19 protein-coding genes are annotated in these 22,190 nt (G+C 60.5%); 11 read left to right on the top strand and 8 right to left on the bottom strand.

Annotation, left to right across the window (positions count from 1 at the left end):
* Positions 1-49: 49 nt before the first annotated feature.
* A complete protein-coding gene (gene pvdQ / locus HX868_RS17155; RefSeq protein ID WP_177003695.1) occupies positions 50-2,335 on the bottom strand; it encodes a bifunctional acylase PvdQ in 2,286 nt (761 codons plus the stop codon).
* A gap of 237 nt (positions 2,336-2,572) precedes the next feature.
* On the opposite strand from pvdQ, the gene HX868_RS17150 reads away from it, so the two are divergent.
* Positions 2,573-2,953 carry a fe2+ zn2+ uptake regulation protein gene (locus HX868_RS17150; protein WP_177003694.1) on the top strand — a complete coding sequence of 127 codons (381 nt, stop codon included), beginning with the start codon at positions 2,573-2,575 and terminating at the stop codon, positions 2,951-2,953.
* Between the two features lie 6 nt (positions 2,954-2,959).
* On the opposite strand, the gene HX868_RS17145 is transcribed toward HX868_RS17150, so the two are convergent.
* The gene (locus HX868_RS17145) at positions 2,960-3,148 is read right to left on the bottom strand and encodes a hypothetical protein (protein ID WP_010210250.1); all 189 of its coding nucleotides are present in this window, start codon (positions 3,146-3,148) and stop codon (positions 2,960-2,962) included.
* A 493-nt stretch (positions 3,149-3,641) separates the two neighbouring features.
* Between HX868_RS17145 and HX868_RS17140 the strand changes: the two genes are divergently transcribed.
* A complete protein-coding gene (locus tag HX868_RS17140) occupies positions 3,642-6,986 on the top strand; it encodes a membrane-targeted effector domain-containing toxin (RefSeq protein ID WP_177003693.1) in 3,345 nt (1,114 codons plus the stop codon).
* A 54-nt stretch (positions 6,987-7,040) separates the two neighbouring features.
* Here HX868_RS17140 and HX868_RS17135 read toward each other — a convergent pair whose 3' ends face one another.
* The 5 genes from HX868_RS17135 to HX868_RS17115 are packed head-to-tail and all read right to left on the bottom strand — an operon-like array spanning position 7,041 to position 11,440.
* Positions 7,041-7,787, bottom strand: coding sequence for an ABC transporter permease (locus HX868_RS17135; RefSeq protein ID WP_425504231.1), 747 nt, complete (start codon positions 7,785-7,787; stop codon positions 7,041-7,043).
* A gap of 11 nt (positions 7,788-7,798) precedes the next feature.
* Entirely contained in the window at positions 7,799-8,998 is a 1,200-nt protein-coding gene (locus tag HX868_RS17130) for an ABC transporter substrate-binding protein (protein ID WP_177003691.1), read from the bottom strand.
* Positions 8,985-9,788 (bottom strand): ABC transporter ATP-binding protein, encoded by an 804-nt coding sequence (locus tag HX868_RS17125; RefSeq protein ID WP_177003690.1) that lies wholly within the window; start codon positions 9,786-9,788, stop codon positions 8,985-8,987. The genes HX868_RS17130 and HX868_RS17125 overlap by 14 nt, the downstream gene beginning before the upstream one ends.
* Positions 9,785-10,846, bottom strand: a complete 1,062-nt coding sequence (locus HX868_RS17120) for an acyl-CoA dehydrogenase family protein (RefSeq protein ID WP_177003689.1) — start codon at positions 10,844-10,846, stop codon at positions 9,785-9,787. Before HX868_RS17120 ends, HX868_RS17125 begins: the two co-directional genes overlap by 4 nt.
* A gap of 33 nt (positions 10,847-10,879) precedes the next feature.
* Positions 10,880-11,440: a carboxymuconolactone decarboxylase family protein gene (locus HX868_RS17115; RefSeq protein WP_177003688.1), complete on the bottom strand. Its 561-nt coding sequence runs from the start codon at positions 11,438-11,440 to the stop codon at positions 10,880-10,882.
* Positions 11,441-11,542: 102 nt separating this feature from the next.
* Between HX868_RS17115 and HX868_RS17110 the strand changes: the two genes are divergently transcribed.
* Positions 11,543-12,448, top strand: coding sequence for an AraC family transcriptional regulator (locus tag HX868_RS17110; RefSeq protein WP_177003687.1), 906 nt, complete (start codon positions 11,543-11,545; stop codon positions 12,446-12,448).
* Here HX868_RS17110 and HX868_RS17105 read toward each other — a convergent pair.
* Positions 12,445-13,356: a LysR family transcriptional regulator gene (locus tag HX868_RS17105; RefSeq protein ID WP_177003686.1), complete on the bottom strand. Its 912-nt coding sequence runs from the start codon at positions 13,354-13,356 to the stop codon at positions 12,445-12,447. The genes HX868_RS17110 and HX868_RS17105 overlap by 4 nt on opposite strands.
* 118 nt (positions 13,357-13,474) lie before the next feature.
* On the opposite strand from HX868_RS17105, the gene HX868_RS17100 reads away from it, so the two are divergent.
* The 8 genes from HX868_RS17100 (at position 13,475) to glgA (ending at position 22,185) form a co-directional block, all read left to right on the top strand.
* Entirely contained in the window at positions 13,475-14,470 is a 996-nt protein-coding gene (locus HX868_RS17100; RefSeq protein WP_177003685.1) for an aldo/keto reductase, read from the top strand.
* Positions 14,471-14,603: 133 nt separating this feature from the next.
* Positions 14,604-16,598 (top strand): methyl-accepting chemotaxis protein, encoded by a 1,995-nt coding sequence (locus HX868_RS17095; RefSeq protein ID WP_177003684.1) that lies wholly within the window; start codon positions 14,604-14,606, stop codon positions 16,596-16,598.
* 81 nt (positions 16,599-16,679) lie between these two features.
* A complete protein-coding gene (locus tag HX868_RS17090) occupies positions 16,680-17,138 on the top strand; it encodes an SRPBCC family protein (protein ID WP_177003683.1) in 459 nt (152 codons plus the stop codon).
* Positions 17,139-17,235: 97 nt separating this feature from the next.
* Positions 17,236-17,682, top strand: coding sequence for a DUF411 domain-containing protein (locus HX868_RS17085; RefSeq protein ID WP_061437093.1), 447 nt, complete (start codon positions 17,236-17,238; stop codon positions 17,680-17,682).
* Positions 17,679-18,122: a YqaA family protein gene (locus HX868_RS17080; protein ID WP_177003682.1), complete on the top strand. Its 444-nt coding sequence runs from the start codon at positions 17,679-17,681 to the stop codon at positions 18,120-18,122. The genes HX868_RS17085 and HX868_RS17080 overlap by 4 nt, the downstream gene beginning before the upstream one ends.
* 44 nt (positions 18,123-18,166) lie before the next feature.
* Positions 18,167-19,168 carry an alpha/beta fold hydrolase gene (locus HX868_RS17075; protein ID WP_177003681.1) on the top strand — a complete coding sequence of 334 codons (1,002 nt, stop codon included), beginning with the start codon at positions 18,167-18,169 and terminating at the stop codon, positions 19,166-19,168.
* Between the two features lie 26 nt (positions 19,169-19,194).
* Positions 19,195-20,148, top strand: coding sequence for a D-2-hydroxyacid dehydrogenase family protein (locus HX868_RS17070; protein WP_177003680.1), 954 nt, complete (start codon positions 19,195-19,197; stop codon positions 20,146-20,148).
* 483 nt (positions 20,149-20,631) lie between these two features.
* Positions 20,632-22,185, top strand: coding sequence for a glycogen synthase GlgA (gene glgA / locus HX868_RS17065; RefSeq protein ID WP_177003679.1), 1,554 nt, complete (start codon positions 20,632-20,634; stop codon positions 22,183-22,185).
* The last annotated feature ends 5 nt before the right edge of the window (positions 22,186-22,190 follow it).

The raw sequence follows: 22,190 nt of genomic DNA, 5'->3' as shown, positions 1-22,190 counted from the left end.
TTGATTTCAAAAATATTTCGTATTGGCATCAAGGGGTTGCGCACCTGCCCTACTCCTTGATGTGCAGCAGTTGGTACTGCGGGTCGGCCTTGATTTGCGCCTCGGTAAAGGGCAACGGGCTGAGCTTTTTCTGGGAGAAGGCTTGGGTCTGGTCCTTGGCGTGTTTGGACGCTGGGTTGCTGGACTCGGAGAACGCGAGCACGCCTTGGGCATGGGGCCCCTGGTCGTCGAAGGTGACGATTTGCAGGTAGCTGGTGCCGCTGACCACTTCGCGCTTGCCGTCGGCGCGGGGCACGGTTTGCATGGCGTTGTAGATCCCCAGTTCTTGCGGGCCGCCGTGGATGGGGGTTTGGCCGGAGACTTGGAGGTCGCCCCAGGTGCTGTTGGCGGTGCGGCCGAGTTTGGCGACGTCGGCGGTGGACGCCAGCATGGCTTCGCGCAGGGCTTTGGCGACATCGGTGCGGTCGATGGCCAGGCCGCGTGGTGTGGTGAGGGGCTGGGCCGGATCGAAGGCGACGCGCCAGGCATCAGGGATTTGCTGCAGGTGTTGCACTAGGTTGATGAAATGCACCAAGCCGATGCCGCTGTCGAGGTTGGCGCGCTGGTCCCAGTTTTTCAGGTCGGTGCACAGGGGTTGCAGTGCAGTGGCGTCGGCGCCGAGGTGTTTGGCGCAGAACGCGAGCAGGTCGGGCATGACTTGGCGTGCCAGGTACACCTCGTTGTCCATCACCATGTTTTGCAGGTCGGTGACGCTGATCGGTTTGTCCAGCGATTGCAGGCGTTGCAAGGCAAAGCGCGCGCGTGGACCTAGGCCGATGTGATCCTGGCTGATCACCGGTGAAAAGCCGGTGAGCGGCGCCTTGGGGTTGGCCAGCCAGGCCGAGTCGTTGGAGTGCTGCACGTAGTCGGTGCGTTGCAGTTGCGGCAGTTGCTCGGCCGGGAAAATGCCGGCCTGGGCTGCGCGCGGGTCGACGTCCCAGGCGCAGGCGCTGTGGGCACCGTCGAGCATGATCATCTGCAGGCCGGCACGGGGGTCGCTGCATTGCGCGAGTTTGGCCGCGCTGACGTTGGGCACTACCGACTGGTTCATGTAAAGACTCTGGCCTTGGTCATCGGCGGCCAGGGTGTTGACCCACGGAATACCTTGCAGGGTGTGCACCGAGCTTTTCAGTTGATCGAGGCTGCCCGCGCGGTTCATCGCGTACCACTGTTGCAGCACGCGGTCGTTGCCCAGGTTGGCGTCACGCAGGCTGAAGGCGTAATGGCTGTCCCAGTCGAGCTTGCCCGGCCATTGCACCACCGGGCCGAATTGCGAGCTATACACGGTGTGCGACTGGCCCTTGAGGCTGCCATCGGCTTGTTTGACCTGCACCGTCACCGTGGTTTTATCCAGGGCGACGGATTTACCATCGAGCAGATAGCGCGTGGAATCCTTCGGGTCCAGGGTCAGGCGATACAGGGTGAAGTGCTTGGACGTGTCCACGGTGTGGGTCCACGCCACATGCTGGTTAAAGCCGATATTGATCACCGGCAGGCCCGGCAACGCAGCGCCCATGACATCCAGTTGACCGGGGATGGTCAGGTGCATTTCATAAAAACGCATGCCGCCGACCCACGGGAAATGCGGGTTGGCCAGCAGCATGCCGCGTCCGTTGAACGAGCGATCGCGGCCCACCGCTACGGCGTTGCTGCCACGATCGAAGGCGAAGCGCTGCTGCTTGGCGGCGGCCAATTCAAAGGCCTGGGTGTTGGTCTCAACAGCGGCTGTGGCTTGGGGCGGCGTCGCACCGACCAAAGCTTCAGCGAATTGGCCGACACCGCCTTCCACCAATAACCTACGAGTCAGCTTGACCAAGTCTTCAGCCACCAAGGGCCGCACCCACGCCGCCTGGCACTGCGCCGGAGCGCCCTGCTCTTTCAGGTAACGGTTGTAGCCGGCCACGTAACCTTCGATACGCTGTTGGATCTGCGGGCTCTGCGCTTTCCAAAACGCGGCGACCGATTCCGGCGTATTGAGCCACGTGAAAAACACATCACTGGCCAGGTTGTTGCGTTCTTCCAGGGTCGCCTGCTCGGGGCCGAAGAACTTGGCGCGCTCGCCATTCACGGTGACCACTTCGTTGGCCAGCAGGCACAGGTTGTCCTGGGCGTAGGCGTAACCGATGCCGAAGCCCAGGCCACGCTCATCGTTGGCGCGGATGTGCGGCACGCCGTAACTGGTACGCCGGATATCCGCCGACGCTTGCGTCACCTGTTCCCGCGCCGAAGCGGTCAGGCTCAAGCCCAGCAACACGCCCGCCACACATACCCTGGACAACCCATTGGAAATAATCACGCAGACTCCACCGTCAGATTTAACCGCCTCACCAGGGGCAATAACCCCACCGTAAGAACGCAAACCACCGGGAATAATTTAGCGCGAGGGCCCGTTTATTTAAGGCGGCACTGATGTGACAAAACCGATACCGACAAAATTTCTACATCCGGGACTTCATGATTTCGCTCGCTCGTTCGTCTTATCAACTAAGAGCGCTCATTTTTTCCTGATCAGGCTCTGATAAGGAGTTTTTGCATGTACAACCCGCAAGTGCCCACGGATGGACATTCACCGGCTGCCGAGGCCAGTTTCGGCAACGGCGCACAAGCGTTCGGCAAAGCACCCGAACATCAAGGCAACCAGCGTATCCGCCACCTGCTCAAGTGTTTTGGCTTGCGCACCAGCCTGATCCGGCTGAAGGTCATCGACGCCCTGCTCACCGCCGCCGACAACCAGCGCACCCTCGGGGTACGCGGTGTGCACAGCCATCTGCTGGAGCTGGGCATCCCGTTGTCGTTTCTCAGCGTGCGCGAGGTGCTCAAGCGCCTGTGCAGCGAGGGCGTGATCACCCTCAATGCGGATAAAAGCTACAGCCTCCATGAAGAGGCTGCCAAGGTGCTCGAAGGTCGCGCTTGATCGCCCTTAGAGCTTGACCTTGCGGCGCATGATGCCGTTGATCACGACCACAACCACGGCGACGGCAATGGCAATGGTCTGGAATGTCTTCTCACTGATAACCCCGGTGTTCTGCAAATAGGACAGGCCAAACATCGTCGCCAGTACGGCCAGGGCAATCAGAATCGAATATTTCAAACGCTGCTTTTGTGTCATGACGGGTTCCTGAAACTGATAAATGCAACTGCGGTGTATCGCCGAACCTGCCCCGCACTGATTCAGTGAACGGAATGGACGGACGTCGGAAGCACAACATGTTACAGGGGATTAAATTCTTTGGCTTGCCCCACGCCAGATTGATCCTGCCACCCGAGGAATACTTACCGTATTCGCAATCCTGACGATATTTCTTCCAACATTGAACACTTTACTCATATTTAGAGGGTTTCCCGAGAGGAACTGCTGCCTCTGATTAGTACACCCAACAGCGCGCTTATCCTGCGCTCCAGTGTGCATTTCAGAGAGGTAAAATTAATTGATTTCTTTCAATAGCCAACAGCCCCTCGCGTACGTCCCTCCGTCCCCGATCCTGAGCAACACCGAGCAACCTCTAGAGCCTCAGCCAACATCCGACTCACCATCGGAGCCTGAAGTCGCGCTTACGAACGGTCGGCAAGCGCTGAAAACTTCCCTGTCGGACCGAAGCGACTTGCAGAAGCTGTCCCAGGCACTTCGGGCAGCTTTTGACAAACTCCCTGAGGACGCTGGGCCCTCAGACGTGGTTGCCGCCCTGAAGGAAAATCGCGTGGAAATCGGTCCTCACTCCTCGTTTCGCCGCGATCAGAACCTGATGCAACCCAGCGTCAGCCTTGAAGCGTTCATCCAGTCCAAGGGCACTTACATGCCAACTACGGCGGTAGAATTGCGGGACTTGGCTGACGCATTGATCGACCACACACTGGCGCACCCCTTGGGTAACTTCGCTGGCGCGTTGTCGTGGGCGAACCCCCTTAGTGAGGCAAACCAGCGCAAGGTGTTCAACATCGTTGCTAGCAACAGCGCCGATCTGCGTGGTTTGCCGCTGATAAACCCGCGCTGGGGCGCGTTGGACTACCTGACCGGTGCGGTGCGACTTTCGACAACCGACATGCAAGACCCGGCAAAGGCCTTGGAAAAACTGCTCGACTCGAACAGGTCGCAGGCGCTGGGCGAAGCGATCCAGAGCACTCTCGCAAGTATTCCCACGGACCGCAGCGCCAACGAGGGTATTCTGGCGGCCATCCATCTGGGCCTTGACCCCGAGTCCATTGACCGTCCGGTGCGCAACCATGTCGCGGGCTTCAATCTCGCTGCCGACACCTACTGGAACAGCGCGCCCGCAGATGTGGTGAGCGCGCTTGCGGAGCACCTGCGTAGTCGCACCTCGGTACCCGAGTTGGGAGCACGCTTGCTGCTGGCGCGGGTCGCACCGCAGTTTTTGGTCAAGGACATTCCCGAAGGGGTCAATGTCGGCACCCAGGCGTGGGCGAATCTGTGCCTGGCAGTGGCCAGGGTAGAAGCCGACAGCCCAGGCAAGACCGCCTCGATGAGTTTTGGTGAAGTCATGCGGGATGCCGAAACCAAATTGCCGGCCAGTGAATCGACCCAAAAAGCGGTATTGATCGACTGGGCCGTTGCCAATCAAGTAGTCGATAAATACGAGGATGAGGAATACACCGCTGGCGTGATAGAGCACGCGCGCTCCGTGTTCAACCAGCAACACAGTGACGTGAAAGCAGCCTCCGAACTGCTCGACATCCCGATGCCCGATCGAAAAGCAATGGCGCTGGACTTGCTGAAAAAAAAATGGGGGGACGGTATCGACTTTGAACAAAAAATATTACGCATCAACTACGGCCCCGAAACCAGAGGCATGCGTTTCAGCGATCCTTATTCAATGCTGGACGTCACCATGCAGGGGCTGAAACTCCACGACAGTTGGCAAGTGTTCGGAACAAACACACTTGATCTTGAAGCATTCACTGCCTTTACCCATAGCAATGAATTCAATATTCCTGCTGCATTCGACACAGCCTTTGACAACGTGACCAAACACTACAAGGACATCAAGAAGAACCTGATAATGAATGCGATCACGCATGCCCCTTTAGAGGATCGAGACCAATTCAACTTTGGCGAGCTCAGGTTTTTCACGGAAAAGAGTTACATGAAATCAAGCAATCCATTCGTTTCCGATCGTTTATTCCATACGAGTAAAACGATAAGAGTGGAAGCCAAGCGAGAGGGCAAAATTCAGTCTTATGCCTTCGATACCGAGAAAGGCACCCTCCAGAGGATTCCAGAGGATCAAGCCAGCAGAGAACCCAAAAATGATGTCAGAGGCCCAGAAGTCGTGAGGTTCGAGGAGTACTACCCCGACACTGCCAACCGTGATGTGACCGTAGCCCGAGAGCATAGCCGCAGACCTCCCAACCACTTTCGCAACTCAAGGGTTCAGGACGTCGCCGCAACGGTCGTCAAAGGGCTGGAGATCGACAGCGACTCCGTCAAACGCCAGGCCGCCGGCAGAACAGCATCGGAAAAACGCACTGACACCCTCAATTCAATTGGCGATTTTTTGCTTGACCTTATCCCTTTCAGGTCCGCCATCGTCAACTTCCAGAAAGGCAACTATAAAGACGGCATCACGGACTTGGCGTTCGATGTATTCGGACTGGTTACCGCAGGCGTGGGCACGGTGGCAAAAGTGGTGAGCGGTGCAAGCAAGGGCGGCTCTGCCTTGGCCTCAGTACTGCGCGCAACCCGAATAATCGGGGCCAATACGTTGAGTGCGCTTAATCCTTTGAGCGGTGTAGGCGATCTGGCGATAGGTGCGGGCAAACTGACGTTGGCCGGTGCCAGCGCTGTCGGTGAAGGCGTTCAGCGCCTGCGCGGCATGGCCCATGGCAGTGACCTGGTTGACGCGAGTTACCGATTTGACGCGGCCGCAACCGGCATCATCAATCAGGGAGGAAGACGCCTGGAAGGCAGTGCGGTGCAACATGAGGGCAAATGGTTCGCCTTTGATTCAGGCCAGCAACAGCCTTACGGCCCCCCCCTTGAAGATTTTACCCCCCGGGATGTGCTGATGCCGCCGTCCCCACGAACGCGTCACCGCGTACGCTACGATCCGATAAGCAGCCCTGCTCGCCCCGAACAACCGGATACTCGCCGTCGAGAACCGTTGCCCTCAGATGAGTACGCGACCAGCGCCAGCACCAATGGTGCCCTGATACCCGATCACTTCGCGGCCGATAGACTGCCCTTCACCCGAGAGAAATTCACTCTGGAAATGAAGGGTTTCTATAAAGATATGGCTGCGGGAGGCATGCCCCCACGCCCCGTGATGCCTGATATCACCGCATCAACACGTCCTAACGAAATGATTGCCAACGCACTGACTAAAACAGATGTGCTGGTATTTGGCGAAAACCATAGAGAAGTCGCAAGCCTGATGCTGATGCGTGACGCCATGAAAACCTTCAAGGACTCAGGCGTCAATGCCATTTACCTGGAAACTGCCACGCTCGATGCGTATGGCCTGATCGCAGATGCGACGCTCGCACACAATATTAAAAAGAGGTCCGGTGGAAGCACACTTTATGAAGAATTAAAAAAAGCCGCCGAGGAGTTTGATATAGAACTCATGCCACTCGAACATAGTTATTTGACTCGGCACTCAGACAACCCAGGTTATTTTGCCAAATTGGATACGTTGCCAAAATCCTCTAATGCCTTCAAAGCATTGTCCAAACAGCGTCTGGAGGAGATGAATTATTACGGTGCCAGGCAAGTCATGAAAAATGAACTGGGAGGTAAATCGGTCGTTTGGGTAGGCCGAGCCCATATGAATACCGCCGAGGGCGTCCCGGGTATCGCGGAATTAACGGGAGGCATCGGTATTGCGGTGTATCAAAAATCAGGTATTCCCGAAAGTGTAGCGCGTAAGGGAAGCTCACCCAAAACGGCCTCGACTGACACTGCGGGAGATCTGCAAATCGACGTAAAGGTTTAAACGAGGCAGACCGGAGCCGAGGCGGTGTTTTCTCGGCTCCGGCCGCTGGAAACTTTACGCGCTGTGCGCCCAGCGCTGGTGCAGCCAGCGCGCCAAGGCATCCAGCGCAAAGCCCAGTAGCCCGATCAGCAACACCATCGCCATCAGCTCCGAGTAAGCCAGCCGATCACGGGTGTCGAGGATGTAATACCCCAGCCCTGCGCTGACCCCAAGCATTTCGCACGGCACCAGCACGATCCACAAGATGCCGATGGCCAAACGCACGCCGGTCAGCACGTGCCCGACCACTCCAGGAATGATCACCCGGCGCAAGGTCTCCCAGCGCGTCGCACTCAGGCTGCTACTCAGTTGCAGCCAGCGCGGATCCAACTGGCGCACGCCGGCAGCGGTGTTGAGCATGATCGGCCACACGGCGGCAAACGCCAGCAGGAAATAGATCGGCTGGTCCCCTACCCCCATCAGCATCACCACGATGGGCATCCACGACAGCGGCGAGATCATGCGCAGGAACTGAAAGGCCGGCGTGGTCGCTGCTTCCAGCGTGCGCGAACGGCCCACCAGCAGCCCCAACGGAACGCCGACCAACAAGGCCAGGAACAACCCGACAAAAATGCGCTTCAGGCTCACCGCAATATGCAGATACAGCTCACCGCGCCCCAGCAATTCCCACAGGCTACCGAAGGTGGCGGCCAGGGAAAAACGCGCAGACAACCCATCCGTCGCGCCAAACACCTTCACCCCCAGCCACCAGAGCAACAGCAACCCCGCCAAGCCACTCAACCCGAGCAACCAGCCCGGGATTTCACGGTTGTTCAAACGCCGATCTCCTCATGCCGCGCATAGCCGTCCGGCAAGCCAAAGGTCTTCATGCCGCCCACGGCCTCGATGGCGTTGCGCACGAAACGGTCGTCCACCAGGTCCTTGGCGACAAACGTCGGATCCAGATCAGCCAGGAATTTTTTGTCGCCCTCAATCAAGGTGTCTTTCAAGCGCCGCACCAGCTCCTCGGTGTAGCTGGGGAATGGATACGGCTGGAAGTCGATGCGGTGCTCATCCCAATTCCCGTGCTGGATCGCACCGTCGGCCAGGTAGGCGGCTCGGTCGGCGGCGGCCGGTGCCAGCACCTTGCTCAATACCGGCTCGGCATGCGGGGTGTAGCGGTTCGGGCCGTCCTTGGACAGCAACTTCACCGCCTCTTCGCGGTTGTCGCGAGTCCAGACCTGCGCCTTGACGATGGCGTTCACCACCTTCTGCGACCACTCCGGGCGGTTGACCAGGTCGTGTTCGTGCATGAACACCACGCAACACGCGTGGTTGCGCCACACATCGCCGGTAAAGCGCTGCACGCGGCCGACCTTGAGGTTTTCCGCCAGGGCATTGAACGGCTCGGCGACGATATAACCGTCGATGCGCTGGCTGGCCAGGGCTGGTGGCATGTCCGAAGGCGGCAACACGATCAGGTTGACCTCATTGGCCGCAATCGCACTGCCCGCCGCCCGCGCCACCGGCGTGAGGCCGTTGTCGCGGAACAACTGCTGCACCACCACGTTATGGATCGAGTACCAGAACGGAATCGCCACCGATTTGCCGCCCAGCTGTTTCACGTCCGTGATGCCCGGCGCCACGGTCAGGCCGGAGCCGCCCACATGGTTCCACGCCACCACCTTGGCCGGCACCTTGCTGCCGTAACGTGCCCATACAGTCATGGGCGACAGCAGGTGAATCACATTGACCTGGCCCGAGATAAACGCCTCGATCACCTGTGCCCAACTGCGCAGCAACACCGGGCGTTCAGCCTTGATGCCTTCGGCCTCGAACAGGCCATTATTGTGCGCCACCAACAACGGCGTGGCGTCGGTGATCGGCAGGTAGCCGATGCGCACCGGCGCATCCGGCTCGCTGGCGGCGCGGGCTTGCAAACTGCTGAGCAGCGGCAAGGCACCGGCGGCGCTGAGTACGGCGGAGAGTTTGAGAAAGTCGCGGCGCGAATGGGTCAGGTCATCCAGGCACATGGGCAGGCTCCAGCAGATCAAGGGGGTTGGGTTGAGGGCGGCTCGCCTGCCGTAAGGTTTTAAGGATCTCGATGCGCAGCGCGCCGATGGCTTCCACCTGTTCTTCGCGGGGTTGCGGAAGGTCGATCAGCCATTCGCCCAACGTCCGCGCCGGGCGGTTGCCCAGTAGCAGGATGCGGTCGGACAGCAGCAGCGCTTCGTCAATGTCATGGGTGATCAGCACCGCCGCCGAACCCTGTTCGCGGTTGACCTTGAGCAGCAGGTGCTGCATGTCGGCGCGGGTCACTTCGTCCAGGGCGCCGAAGGGTTCATCCAGCAACAGCACCTGAGGCTGGCGCGCCAGGCAACGGGCCAATGCGGTGCGCTGGGCCATGCCGCCGGACAGCTGCGCCGGGAAGTGCTGGCGCGCATGCTCCAGGCCGACAGCGGCAATGGCATGGTTGACGCGCTGGCGGCGCTCGTCAGGGCTCAAATGGGGTTGCCGGGCGAAATCCAGGCCGAAGGCGACGTTCTTTTCCAGGCTCAGCCAGGGCAACAGGCTCGGGTCCTGAAAGGCTACCGCCACGCGTGGATGGGGACCGTTCAACGGCTCGCCCAACACGCGCACACTGCCGCCTTGGGGTGCCTGCAAACCGGCGAGGACGCGCAATAGGCTGGACTTGCCCACCCCGCTGGGACCGAGGATCGACACCACTTCACCGGGTTGCAAGTGCAGGTCGAAGTGCTGCAGCACCGGCCCGCTGGCATAGCCCAGGCAGATCCCCTGGGCACTCAGTACGGCACTTGTCATAGGTTGGCCTGACGCTGCAGCTCAGTACGCAATTGCACCAGGCTTGGGGTCACGATCGGCACAAACGCCGACTCACGCCAACGTCGCGCAAAACCACTGCCGTGGGCGGTGAGATAGGCCTTGCCGCCGCTGGCCTGCAACTCAAGTTGCACGGCGCTGGCGGCGGTCTCCGCCAGGGCGATGCGCAGCTTGAACAACGGCACCGGTTCGGCGGCGAAACGCCCGGCAAGCAGACCGCTTTTCAAGTCGCTGACCAAGTGATCCAGGGTCACGCGCAGGGTTTCCAGCTCTTCGCGCAGCACCGTGCGGGTCGCGCCCAGATGGTTGGCGACTTCCGCCAGGGAACGACGCGCCAACCCGATGGACATCCCGCACTGCAAGCCCAGGAACGCCGGGCGCACCGCCGGCAGGAATGTGCGTGCGTTTTCATGCAGCAGCCAGTCGCGGCTCAGCTCCACGCCATCCAAATCCAGGGCGGCGGTGTTGCTTGACTGCAAGCCGAGCAGTTCCAGATCGCGAGAGCGCTGCAAACCCGCCACCGAGTCCGGAATGGCTAGGATAAACGGCGCACCACCGCCAGCCTGCTCAATGGCCGCCGCCGCGACAAAACCGTTCTTGCGCAGGTTGGTCACCCAGTGCAATCGGCCGTTGAGGGTCCAGCCATCATTGGACGGTTCGGCGCTGATCTGCAGGGTCTCGATGCCCGACAAGAACTTCATCGCGTTGGACAGTCCCGTCGCCCCCGCCAGCTTGCCGCCAAGCAAATCGGGCAGCAGCTGTTCACGCAGCCGCGCATTCGGACTTTGCAGCAAATACTCGATAAACGAGCGCTGGCCCCAGCACACGAACGCCGCCGCCAGGGAATGGCTGGCGACATTGGCGATGGCCTCCACGGCGCCAGCCACATTACCACCCAAGCCGCCCAGGTGAGTCGGTACGCCGATGCGTAATACGTTGGCCTCTGCCAGCCGTGGCAGCACTTCCTGTGGATCGCAACTGCCCACGTCCAAGGCCTGCGCCTGGATGTCGAGCCAACGGCTCAAGATGGGGTCAAGCATTCCTGTTTCTCCTTTACAGCAGGTGGGCCAACTTCAACTTGCGGGCTTTTCCCAACGGTATTGCGCCAGCTCCGGGTTCAGTGGAGTACGAGCAAACACGTTAGCGAAGTTGCACAGGGTTGCCAGGCTGACGCCCAGAATCACTTCCAGGGCCTGGCCTTCGGTGTAACCGACGGCGCGGAATGCGTCATAGCCCGCATCGCTCACATCACCCCGGGTCGCGATCACCTCGCGGGTGAAGGCAGCCAGGGTTTCGTAACGGGCATCAGGCAGCTCGCCGCGTTGACGCAGGGCTTCGATGACGTCTTCCGGCAACTTGGCTTTGTTAAGCGCCACGGCGGTGTGGCCGGCCACGCAGAAATCACAGCCGTGGGTGGTAGCGGCGATCAGTTGCACCACTTCGCGGTCGGCCAGGCCGAGTGCGGATTTGGCGTTCAAAGCGGAGACGGTGATGTAAGTTTCCAGCGCGGCCGGCGCATTGGCCAGCACCGCGAGCAGATTGGGGATGAAGCCCGAGCCTTTCAGCGCGTTTTCCAGGAAGGGCTTGGCCGCTGCCGGCGCGGTTTCAGGGGTGAGCAAGGGTACACGGGACATGGAGCAGTCTCCTGATGGGTTCGTGTACCCAGTCTGTTGGTTATAAAAAATCGCCTCAATAGTCTAAAGTAGCGATTACTTGCTCTTGAGTCTTTCCATTAGATGAATTCGTCCAGTGCACTTGTCGATTGGTTATTAGACAGCCTCGAACTCGACACCAGCCTGTTCCATGTGGGTCGCTATTGCGGCGATTGGCATGCGAGCACCCACGGCCTGGCGAGCGCGAGTTTCCACCTGATCGTGCAGGGCCAGTGCTGGCTGCATATCGACAGCGACGCCACACCTCATCGCCTCGACAACGGCGATGCGGTGTTCCTGTTGCGCGACCTGGAATATCGCCTCTCCGGCGAGCCCACGGCGGTGAGTGCACAGGAATGCCCGCGCGTGCCAATGGTGCCCCTGGACAGCGCTGCCCACGATGGCGTCGGCCTGGTGTGTGGGTTCTTTCACTTCCAGTCGGGTTTGTCGGCGATGATCGTCGACACCCTGCCCGCGTGGATCATCCTGCGGGCGGGCGATCCCTCACTGACCGCCGCACGCAACCTGTTCGAACTGATCCTGCAAGAATGCCAGCGCCTGCCTGCGCCCTCTTCTGCCCTGCTTGAACGGCTTTGCCACCTGCTGTTTCTGTACGTACTGCGTCAACAGGTGCTGGATAACAGCGAACTGGGCGGCCTCGCGGCGCTGGGTCGGCAGCCGGCGTTTGCCGGTTTGCTGGAACAGTTGATCGCGCACCCGGCCGATGCCTGGACCCTGGAAAGCATGGCCGCTTGCACCGGGCTGTCGCGCTCGGCGTTTTTCAAGCGCTTCAATGAACTGTGCGGGCAGTCACCGGGGCAAGTGCTGCTGATGATGCGCATGCGTCATGCCTGCCAGTTGTTCAAGCAGGACCAGACGGTGGCGGATGTCGCGCTGGCAGTGGGTTATCAGTCAGTGGCGGCGTTTACCCGGGCGTTTCACAAGGTGACGGGGCAACAGCCTGGGGCCTATCGCAAGGCACAGGCTTAGCGTCGCAAACCTGTGCCGGGGGTGGCGCAGAGTTCGACCAGCCAATCCACAAACACCCGTACGCGTTGGGACAGTTGACGGTGCGGCGGGTACAGCGCCGTCAAGGCCATTGTCGGCACGGCAAAATGAGGCAGAACTTCCACCAGGGTGCCTTGAGCCAGTCGTTGTCTGGCGTGATAGTACGGCGCCTGGATCAACCCGTAGCCCGCTTCGCAAGCGCAGAAGTAGCCGTCGGCGCTGTTGACTGCGACCACCTTTGGCAAATTGAGCGTACGCAATTGGGAGGCGAGTAGAAACTCCAGGCCAAAGCGTTTGCCGCTGGCGGCCGAGACGTATTCGACCATCTGATGGTGGGCTAAGTCGTCGAGCGTGTCGGGCACCCCCATACGGTCGAGGTAAGCGGGGCTGGCCAGGGTGATTTGATCCATCATCGCAAGCGGCCGCGCCACCAGCGAATCATCCAGTGCCAGGCCACCGCGCAGCACACAATCGACGCCTTCACGGATCAGGTCCACCGGCCGGTCATTCAAGCCGATTTCCAATTCAATCTGCGGATACAGGGCAGTGAACGTGGGCAGTGCGGGTATCACCAGATACCGGCCAATACCCGCCGGCATATCAATGCTCAACGTGCCACGTGGGCTCTGCCGACTGGCGGAAAACACCGCTTCAGTTTCCTCAAGGTCCGACAGCAATTGCACACAGCGCTGGTAATACGCGGCGCCATCCAGTGTCGGGCTGACCTGCCGTGTAGTACGTTGCAACAGTTGCACGCCGAGGTGCGCCTCCAATTGCTTGATCAGCACCGTCACCGAGGCACGGGGCAGTTGCAGGCTGTCGGCGGCCTTGGCAAAGCCCCGCAGTTCGACGATCCGGGTGAACACGCGCATCGCGTTGAAACGGTCCAAGCGCCGGCTCCTTGAGCTGATTATTTAGAAATACCGAATAGTGTTAGTGCTTTTAGCCGGTTTATCCCGATTTTGTCGAGCGTGACAATGCAAGCCTTCCCAACCAGGAGCTCTCCCCATGCACACCCGTCCACTCGGTACCAACGGTCCCCTCGTCTCCGCCATCGGCCTCGGCTGCATGGGCATGAGTGATTTCTACACGCCCGGCAGCGACACCCGGGAAGCCACCGCGACCCTGCACCGCGCGCTGGAACTCGGTGTCAACTTTCTGGATACCGCCGACATCTACGGCCCGCACACCAATGAAGAACTGATCGGCAAAGCCATCACGGGTAAACGTGACCAGGTGTTCCTGGCCAGCAAATTCGGCATCGTGCGCGACCCGGCCAACCCGGCGCTGCGTGGCGTCAACGGTCGCCCCGAGTACATCCGCAAGGCGATTGATGGCACGCTGCAACGCCTTGGCGTCGCCACTCTGGACCTGTACTACCAGCACCGCATCGACCCGGAGGTTGCCATCGAAGAAACCGTCGGCGCCATGGCCGAGTTGGTGCAACAAGGCAAGGTGCGTTATCTGGGCCTGAGCGAAGCGTCCGCCGCCACCCTAGAGCGTGCCCACAAGGTGCATCCGATCAGCGCCCTGCAAAGCGAATACTCGCTATGGAGCCGTGATCAGGAACACAACGGCTGCCTTGCCGCCTGCCAACGTCTGGGCATTGCCTTTGTGCCTTATAGCCCGCTGGGGCGTGGTTTCCTCACCGGCGCCCTGCAAAGCCCGAATGATTTCAGTGCCGATGACTACCGTCGCTTCAGCCCGCGCTTCCAGGGGGAGAACTTCGGAAAAAACCTGGAACTGGTCAAGCAAGTGCAAGCACTGGCCGCCGACAAAGGCGTGAATGCCGGTCAACTCGCGCTGGCCTGGGTACTGGCGCAGGGTGATTTCATCATTCCGATTCCCGGGACCAAACAGCGCAAGTACCTGGAAGAGAACGTGGCCGCCCTTGCGATCCGCCTCAGCCCGACAGAACTGGCGGCGCTGGAAGCGATCTTCCCCGCCGAGGCAACCGCCGGCCTGCGTTACCCGGAAGCCGTGATGGCCATGCTGGATATCTGAACCCAAGAGCGCCCTCAACGGGCGCTGTTTTTTCTTGCACGATCGTACCTAAAGCTCCTCCTCACCAAGCCGATAGCCCGTTGAAGCTCTAACAAAGCCGCGTCGGTCATAAACGCTTCGTAAGGACGACCCCATGCCCCCACTGCGCTCCATCCAAGCCCGCTATACCCTGTTCCTCGTGCTGTTCGTCCTGGTGTTATTTGTGTTGACCGTCGTGGGTATCGGCCAGTTGGTCGCACCCACGCTGCGTCACACCGAAGAACAGGTGGTACTCAACCGCATCGCCGAGGTGGCGGAACAGATCCAGGGCGAGCTGAACAAGGTTCAGTCCCAGCAACGCAGCATCACCCAGACCATCCCGTTGCTCGACAGCGATGCCATCGACAAGGTCCTGCCTGGCCTGGTCGATCAGTACGGCGAGCTGAAAGTCTTCGGTGGCGGGATCTGGCCGCTGCCCAACCAGCGCACACCGGGGCGCAACAAGCACAGCACGTTCTGGCACCGCGATGCGTCGGGCAAACTGGCTGTGAATACCTTCTGGAACAGTGACCCTGCGCCCAACTATTACGACCAGAGCTGGTACAAAGGCGGCCTGGCCTCCCCGCGTGGCCAGTGCGCCTGGGCGGCCGCTTATAAGGACGACGCCAGCCAGGAGCCGCGCACCAACTGCGCCATGGCAATCCAGCGCGACGGCGTGCCCTACGGCGTCGCCACCATCGACGTGACCCTGGGCTTCTTTAATGACTTGGTAGCCAGCAAAGAAAAAGACATCGGCGGGCAAATGCTGATCGTCGAGGGCGACGGCAAGATCATCAGCAACAGTTCGCGCATCAGCGGCCCGGTGGTGTTGAAAAACATCAGTGAACTCACCGGCACCTCGGCGTTTGCCGCCCAGGTCAGCAAGGCCCTGGCAAACCGGGACCAAGCGCTGCAGCGTAGCGAGTTCGACAATCAGGGCGTCGCCAGTACCTTCTATATGCGCCCGATCGGTGGCACGCCGTGGTTCCTCGCCACCGCCCTGCCCACCTCGCTGATCACCGCTCAACGCGACGACGTACTCGGCACCCTGGCCCTGCTGCAAATCCCCATGGTGTTGCTGCTGGTGCTGCTCGCGGTGTATGCGATCCGCCAACTGGTGCAGCGCATGAAGTCGCTGAAAACCAATATCGACGCGCTGTCTGCCGGCGATGCCGACCTGACGCGACGCATCACCATCCGTGCCGAGGACGAACTGGGCGCCATTGGCCATTCAGTGAACCGTTTTATCGTCTACCTGCAGAACATGATCGGTGAAGTGACCCAGGCCACCGGCGCCATGTCGTCGAGCCTTGAGCAACTGCAACGCACCTCGGCGCACACCAACCAGATCCTGGTGCGACATGCCTCCGAGACCGATCAGACGGTCACCGCCATCACCGAAATGAGTTCCACCGCCGACACCGTCGCGCAAAACGCCGCTGAAACTGCCGCGTTCACCCAGCGCGCCAATGAGCATGCCGACCGCTCCCGCGTGGTGGTGGGTGAGGCATCCACCAGCGTCAGCGCCTTGATCGGCGAAGTGTCCAGCGCCACCCACAGCGTGGAAAACATGCGCCAGGACGCCGCACGCATCACTGAAACCCTCGGCGTCATTGGCGCGATTGCCGGCCAAACCAACCTGCTCGCCCTCAACGCGGCGATTGAAGCCGCGCGCGCTGGCGAGCAAGGCCGGGGCTTTGCGGTGGTGGCCGATGAAGTGCGTGCGCTGGCGGCACGCACCCAGGCCAGCACCTCGCAGATCAACGACATGCTCACGCGCCTGACCGCGGGCGTCAGCTCCTCGGTGGCCGCCATGGAAAACACCCAGGCCAGTTGCCAGTCGGCGGCGGATGCCACGGCACGGGTAAACACTGGCCTGGATGAAATGGCCGGTTCGGTCAGCCATATCAACAACCTCAGCACGCAGATCGCCACGGCGGCCGAGCAGCAGAGCGCGGTGACCGAGGAGATCAACCGCAGCATGGTGCAGATCCGACAAATGGTCGAAGAGCTGGTGCAGAGCGGCCATGCCACCGAAACCAATACCCAAAGCCTGCTGGACGCGAATGGACGGGTGATCGCGCTGATGGGGCGATTCAAAGTGCGCTGATAAACGGCTGAAACACTCCCGTGCAATGTGCGGGAGTGGGACTATTCTGACAGCTCCTAGTCGCAACACAGGAGGTGTGCCATGCGAGCTGCCGAGCAGTCGGTCCGGTTGGAGCGGATCAGTCAGGAACGCTTTATCCGAGCCCCCATTGAGGCCGTCTACGACTATGTGACCCAACCGGATCGCTGGCACGAATGGCATCCCACGTCCCTCAGTGCCGATACCGGCACCACCGGTCCACTGCCTGCCGGCGCACGTTTTACCGAGTTCATCGACTTACTGGGGGTGCGCGTGCCCATGAGTTACCGCGTGCAGATCGCCCGGCGCCCCGGCGAATTCAAGACGGTGTTCACCTCCCTGGCCGTTGATGGCTCCATTCACTACTACCTGCTGCCTCATCAGGGCGGCACGCTGTTCAAGCGGGTGCTGACCTACGAGACCGAGCTGCAACTGGCCACCTTGCATGAACGCATGATCGAGTTGTCGACCATTGCCCTGGACCAGCTCAAACACCGCTTGGAAAACCCACCCTTCGTATAATTTGGAAACATTCCCAACCGGTAGGAGCTGGCTTGCTTGCGATGACGGCGTCATGATCGCCGCCATCCCAACGGCCTTCTCCTGCACGCGAGTTCCTATGAAAACCACATTGCGCCTGGCCCTGCTGTCAGCCCTGTTCACCACCACCTTGGCCCAGGCCGCCGACCTGATCCCCATCGACGTGCACCGCGACGCCAACTGTGGTTGCTGCAAAAAATGGATCAGCCATCTGGAAAGCAATGGTTTCAAGGTCAATGACCATGTCGAGGCCGACATGAGCGCCGTCAAACAACGCCTGGGCGTGGCGCCGCGCCTGGGTTCGTGTCACACCGCCGTGATCGACGGCAAGTTCGTCGAAGGCCACGTGCCCGCCGAACAAGTGCTGGCCTTGCGTAAACGCGATGACCTGCTGGGCCTCGCCGCGCCGGGCATGCCCATGGGTTCACCGGGCATGGAAGTCGAAGGCCGCAGCGAGGCCTATCAAGTCATCGGCCTGACCCGTGCAGGCAAAGACGTGGTGGTGGCCGAATACCCGGCGCAATGATCGCCGGCTACCTAGGTTTATTCTTCGCGGCCTTTGGCGCCGCGACGCTGCTGCCACTGCAATCGGAAGCCGTGCTGGTGGGCCTGTTGCTCAGTGGGCATTACAGCCTTTGGCTGCTGCTGGGCGTTGCCACGCTGGGCAATGTGCTGGGCTCGGTGGTGAACTGGTGGCTGGGGCGTTGGGTCGAGCACTTCAAGGGGCGACGCTGGTTTCCCGTCAGCGACAAGCAGTTGGACATGGCTCGTTACCATTACGAGCGCTGGGGCCATTGGACGTTGTTGCTCAGTTGGGTACCGATCATTGGTGACCCGCTGACCTTGGTCGCCGGGGTGATGCGCGAGCCGTTGTGGCGATTTCTGCTGCTGGTGACCCTGGCCAAAAGCCTGCGTTATGCCGTGCTCGCTGCCGTGACCTTGCACTGGGTGTTAATCCCCAGTTAATCGCCCCGCAACAGCATCCGAGCACCCTTCTCGGAGCCTTGCCAATGCCTCTGATCCGCGCTTTTTGCATCACCGGCCTGCTCGCCGCCAGCACCGCACCCGCCTTCGCCGCCACCTATGGCCCCGAGCTGCAAGGCTTTGAATACCCCTACCCACTCAAGCATTTTGACTTTCAATCCCAGGGCAAGTCCCTGCAAATGGGCTATATGGACGTGCCCGCCAAAGGGCAGGCCAACGGCCGCAGCGTGGTGCTGATGCACGGTAAGAACTTCTGCGGCGCCACTTGGGAAGGCTCGATCAAGGCCCTGAGCGACGCCGGTTACCGGGTCATTGCGCCGGACCAGATTGGTTTCTGTAGCTCCAGCAAGCCCGATCATTATCAATACAGTTTCCAGCAGTTGGCGACCAACACCCATCAACTGCTGGAAACACTCGGCATTCAAAAGGCCACCGTTATTGGCCATTCCACCGGTGGCATGCTCGCCACCCGGTATGCGCTGATGTACCCCGAGCAGACCGAACAGTTGGCGATGGTCAACCCGATTGGCCTGGAGGACTGGAAGGCGCTGGGCGTGCCCTCGCTGACCGTCGACCAATGGTACGCGCGTGAGCTGAACGTCAGCGCCGACGGGATTCGAAACTATCAACTCAACACCTACTACGTCGGACGCTGGAAGCCCGAGTACGAGCGTTGGGTGGACATGTACGCCGGCCTGAGCAACGGCCCAGGGCATACACTGGTCGCATGGAACTCGGCGTTGATTTACGACATGATCTTCACCCAGCCGGTGTACTACGAGTTCAAGAACCTGCAAATGCCCACGCTGCTGCTGATCGGCACATCCGATAACACCGCCATCGGCAAGGACGTTGCGCCGCCAGCAGTCAAGGCCAAGCTCGGCAACTATGCCGTGCTGGGCAAGCAAGTGGCCCAGTTGATTCCCCATGCCACCCTGGTGGAGTTCCCGGGCTTGGGGCATGCACCGCAGATGGAGGAACCGGCCCAGTTTCATAAAGCGCTGTTGCAGGGTTTGAACGCCCTTTAATTCAACCTTTTTCGAGGCACTCGTGAATGTCGGTACAGATTGCAGTCATTGATGATTGGCAGAATGTGGCCAGTGGCGTGGTGGATTGGTCGGTGCTTGAGGCCGTGGGCCAGGTGCATTTCCTGCACGATTACCCATCCGAGACCGCCACGATGATCGAGCGCTTGAAGGGCTTCGAGGTGATTTGCGTGATGCGCGAACGCTCCACCTTCGACAAGGCGCTTCTGCAAGGTTTGCCCAAGCTCAAATTGCTGGTGACAGGTGGCATGCGCAACGCGGCCATCGACATTTCTGCTGCCAAGGCGCTGGGCATCACCGTCTGTGGCACCGACAGCTATAAACACGCCGCGCCGGAATTGACTTGGGCGCTGATAATGGCTTCCACCCGCAATCTGCTGGCCGAGGCCAATTCCTTGCGCGCCGGCCACTGGCAGGTTGGCCTGGGCGGCGACCTGCATGGCAAGACCCTGGGCATTCTCGGCCTGGGCAGCATCGGACAGAAAGTGGCGCAGTTTGCCCAGGTCTTCGGCATGCGCGTGATTGCCTGGAGTGAAAACCTCACGCCGCAGCGCGCGGCGGAATCGGGCGTAACCTGGGTCAGCAAGCAAGCGTTGTTTGAACAGGCGGATATTCTCACCGTTCACTTGGTGCTCAGCGACCGCAGCCGTGGGCTGGTGGACGCCGAGGCGCTCGGGTGGATGAAACCCAGCGCGCGCTTGGTCAACACCGCACGCGGGCCGATTGTGGATGAGTCGGCGCTGGTGCAGGCATTGGAAAACGGCCGCCTGGCGGGAGCGGCGCTCGATGTGTATGCCGAGGAACCGCTGCCGGTGGATCACCCGTTCCGCCGCCTGCCGAACGTGCTGGCGACGCCGCATGTAGGGTATGTGAGCGAACAGAATTACCGGCAGTTCTACGCGCAGATGATCGAAGACATTCAAGCCTGGGCGAACGGTGCGCCCATTCGCGTGCTGGGCTGACGCACCCTTTCGGGGCATTCGCACTCTTGTGGTGAGGGAGCTTGCTCCGGCTGGGGCGCGCAGCGGCCCTAATCTGGGGCTGCAGCGCAGCCCGGCGGGAGCAAGCTCCCTCGCCACAGAAAAGCACCCTTCCAAGGCTTTCTTCAAAGCAGCATATCGTTACAAGTATTTTGTCCTACAAAATTTTCCTAGAAACCCTACAGGCTCTAGGATCTGTCCTAGACTCATGACCGATGGGTCCGTTCGAAAACAAAAACCCCGCAAAAAATCGAAACTTTCCAACTCTGCCGTAGGTCCAGTTTTAAGGTAAGGCGAGCACGCGTGGCTCACGCGAAATGCCCGTCCATCCAATCTTTTTTGGCTAACCGTGCAACTGGCATACGCCTTGCCAGTTTGTACAGTGCTTGTGCGCCTGGCCGCAGGATGCGGTCATCGGAGCTAGTGGCAGCGGGCCACTAGCCTACCAACATGTGGGAGAGAACTATGATCAGTGCCGCTGTAGATATTCAGGGAGAGCGTGTCAGTCAGCCAGCAGGGGGACCTTCGTTGGTCGACCTGCCCACCACTGTGCGGCCGATCGTGAGTCAGAATCCTAATCGCAAGAAAGTCCTGTTCGTGACCTCTGAGTTCGCCGATCTGGTGAAAACCGGCGGCCTGGGCGACGTGTCCGCGGCCCTGCCCCGCGCCATGGCCCACCTGCACGATGTGCGGGTGCTGATCCCCGGTTACCCGCAGGTAATGGAAAGCGACAACCCGATCCATATCATCGGTGAGCTGGGTGGCCACGCCGCGCTGCCGCCGTGCAAGATCGGGCGCATGGACCTCAAGGACGGCCTGGTCATCTATGTCCTGATCTGCCCCGAACTCTATGAGCGCGAAGGCACGCCCTACGGCGCCAATAACGGCCGCGACTGGCCGGACAACCACATTCGTTTCGCCCGCCTGGGCCTGGCCGCTGCCGACATGGCTGCCAACCTTGCGCAAATCCACTGGTGCCCGGACCTGGTGCATGCCCACGACTGGCCCGCTGGCCTGGCGCCGGCATACATGCACTGGCGTGGGTCACGCACGCCGACGCTGTTCACCATCCATAACCTGGCCTATCAAGGTGTGATCAGCCTGGCTTCCACGCCGGAGCTAGGAATTCCGCCCCACGCCCTGCAGCAGGAAGGCATGGAGTTCTACGGCAAGATGTCGTACCTCAAGGCCGGCATGGCGTATTCCAGCCACATCACCACCGTGAGCGCCACCTACGCCCGGGAAATCACCACCCCTGAATTCGGCTGCGGCCTGGATGGCTTTCTTGCGAGCAAGACCCAGCAGGGCTTGCTCAGCGGCATTCCCAACGGCATCGAAGACAGCTGGGAAACCTCCACCGACCCGCACCTGACTCACAACTTCAATATCGGCGACTGGGAAGGCAAAGCGGTCAACGCCAGCCAAGTGCGCGAGCTGTTTGGCCTGAGTGAATCCACCGGCCCGCTGTTCGCCGTGGTCTCGCGCCTGGTGTTCCAAAAAGGCCTGGACCTGACTGAAGCCGTGGCCAGCTTTATTGTCGAGCAAGGTGGGCAGATCGCGATCATCGGTCGCGGCGAGCCGGAAGAAGAAAACGCCATGCGTGAACTGGCCCTGCGCTTCCCAGGCCAGATCGGTGTGCGCATCGGCTTCAACGAGACCGATGCGCGGCGCATGTTCGCCGGCAGTGACTTCTTGCTGATGCCGTCGCGCTACGAGCCGTGCGGCCTGAGCCAGATGTACGCCCAGCGCTTCGGTTCACTGCCCGTCGCACGCAATACCGGCGGCTTGGCCGACACCATCGAAAATGGCGTGACCGGCTTTCTGTTCAATGAATCCACGGTCGACAGCTACAAAGAAGCCTTGAGCCGCGCGTTCAAGGTGTTCGCCTATCCGGGCCTGCTCAATGCCATGCGCTGCCGGGCGATGACACAACCGTTCAACTGGAGCCAGGCGGTGGAACCCTACGCCGAACTGTACGAGCAGCTTGTCGCTAAAGCACTGGGGAAATCCGCTAAATAATCAAC

The organism is Pseudomonas reactans, assembly GCF_013385825.1.
Taxonomy (GTDB): Bacteria; Pseudomonadota; Gammaproteobacteria; order Pseudomonadales; family Pseudomonadaceae; genus Aquipseudomonas; species Aquipseudomonas reactans.
The sequence above is the reverse complement of the archived record's forward strand: the minus strand, read 5'-3'. Positions and strand labels throughout refer to the sequence as shown.

Bases quoted from the DNA above. Each gene is read 5' to 3' on its own strand.
- HX868_RS17075 (WP_177003681.1), top strand. From the start codon at position 18,167: ATGCCTCTGATCCGCGCTTTTTGCATCACCGGCCTGCTCGCCGCCAGC.
- HX868_RS17100 (WP_177003685.1), top strand. From the start codon at position 13,475: ATGCACACCCGTCCACTCGGTACCAACGGTCCCCTCGTCTCCGCCATC.
- HX868_RS17145 (WP_010210250.1), bottom strand. From the start codon at position 3,148: ATGACACAAAAGCAGCGTTTGAAATATTCGATTCTGATTGCCCTGGCC.
- HX868_RS17130 (WP_177003691.1), bottom strand. From the start codon at position 8,998: ATGTGCCTGGATGACCTGACCCATTCGCGCCGCGACTTTCTCAAACTC.
- HX868_RS17115 (WP_177003688.1), bottom strand. From the start codon at position 11,440: ATGTCCCGTGTACCCTTGCTCACCCCTGAAACCGCGCCGGCAGCGGCC.
- HX868_RS17120 (WP_177003689.1), bottom strand. From the start codon at position 10,846: ATGCTTGACCCCATCTTGAGCCGTTGGCTCGACATCCAGGCGCAGGCC.
- HX868_RS17125 (WP_177003690.1), bottom strand. From the start codon at position 9,788: ATGACAAGTGCCGTACTGAGTGCCCAGGGGATCTGCCTGGGCTATGCC.
- HX868_RS17090 (WP_177003683.1), top strand. From the start codon at position 16,680: ATGCGAGCTGCCGAGCAGTCGGTCCGGTTGGAGCGGATCAGTCAGGAA.
- glgA (WP_177003679.1), top strand. From the start codon at position 20,632: ATGATCAGTGCCGCTGTAGATATTCAGGGAGAGCGTGTCAGTCAGCCA.
- HX868_RS17095 (WP_177003684.1), top strand. From the start codon at position 14,604: ATGCCCCCACTGCGCTCCATCCAAGCCCGCTATACCCTGTTCCTCGTG.
- HX868_RS17110 (WP_177003687.1), top strand. From the start codon at position 11,543: ATGAATTCGTCCAGTGCACTTGTCGATTGGTTATTAGACAGCCTCGAA.
- HX868_RS17070 (WP_177003680.1), top strand. From the start codon at position 19,195: ATGTCGGTACAGATTGCAGTCATTGATGATTGGCAGAATGTGGCCAGT.
- HX868_RS17150 (WP_177003694.1), top strand. From the start codon at position 2,573: ATGTACAACCCGCAAGTGCCCACGGATGGACATTCACCGGCTGCCGAG.
- HX868_RS17085 (WP_061437093.1), top strand. From the start codon at position 17,236: ATGAAAACCACATTGCGCCTGGCCCTGCTGTCAGCCCTGTTCACCACC.
- HX868_RS17080 (WP_177003682.1), top strand. From the start codon at position 17,679: ATGATCGCCGGCTACCTAGGTTTATTCTTCGCGGCCTTTGGCGCCGCG.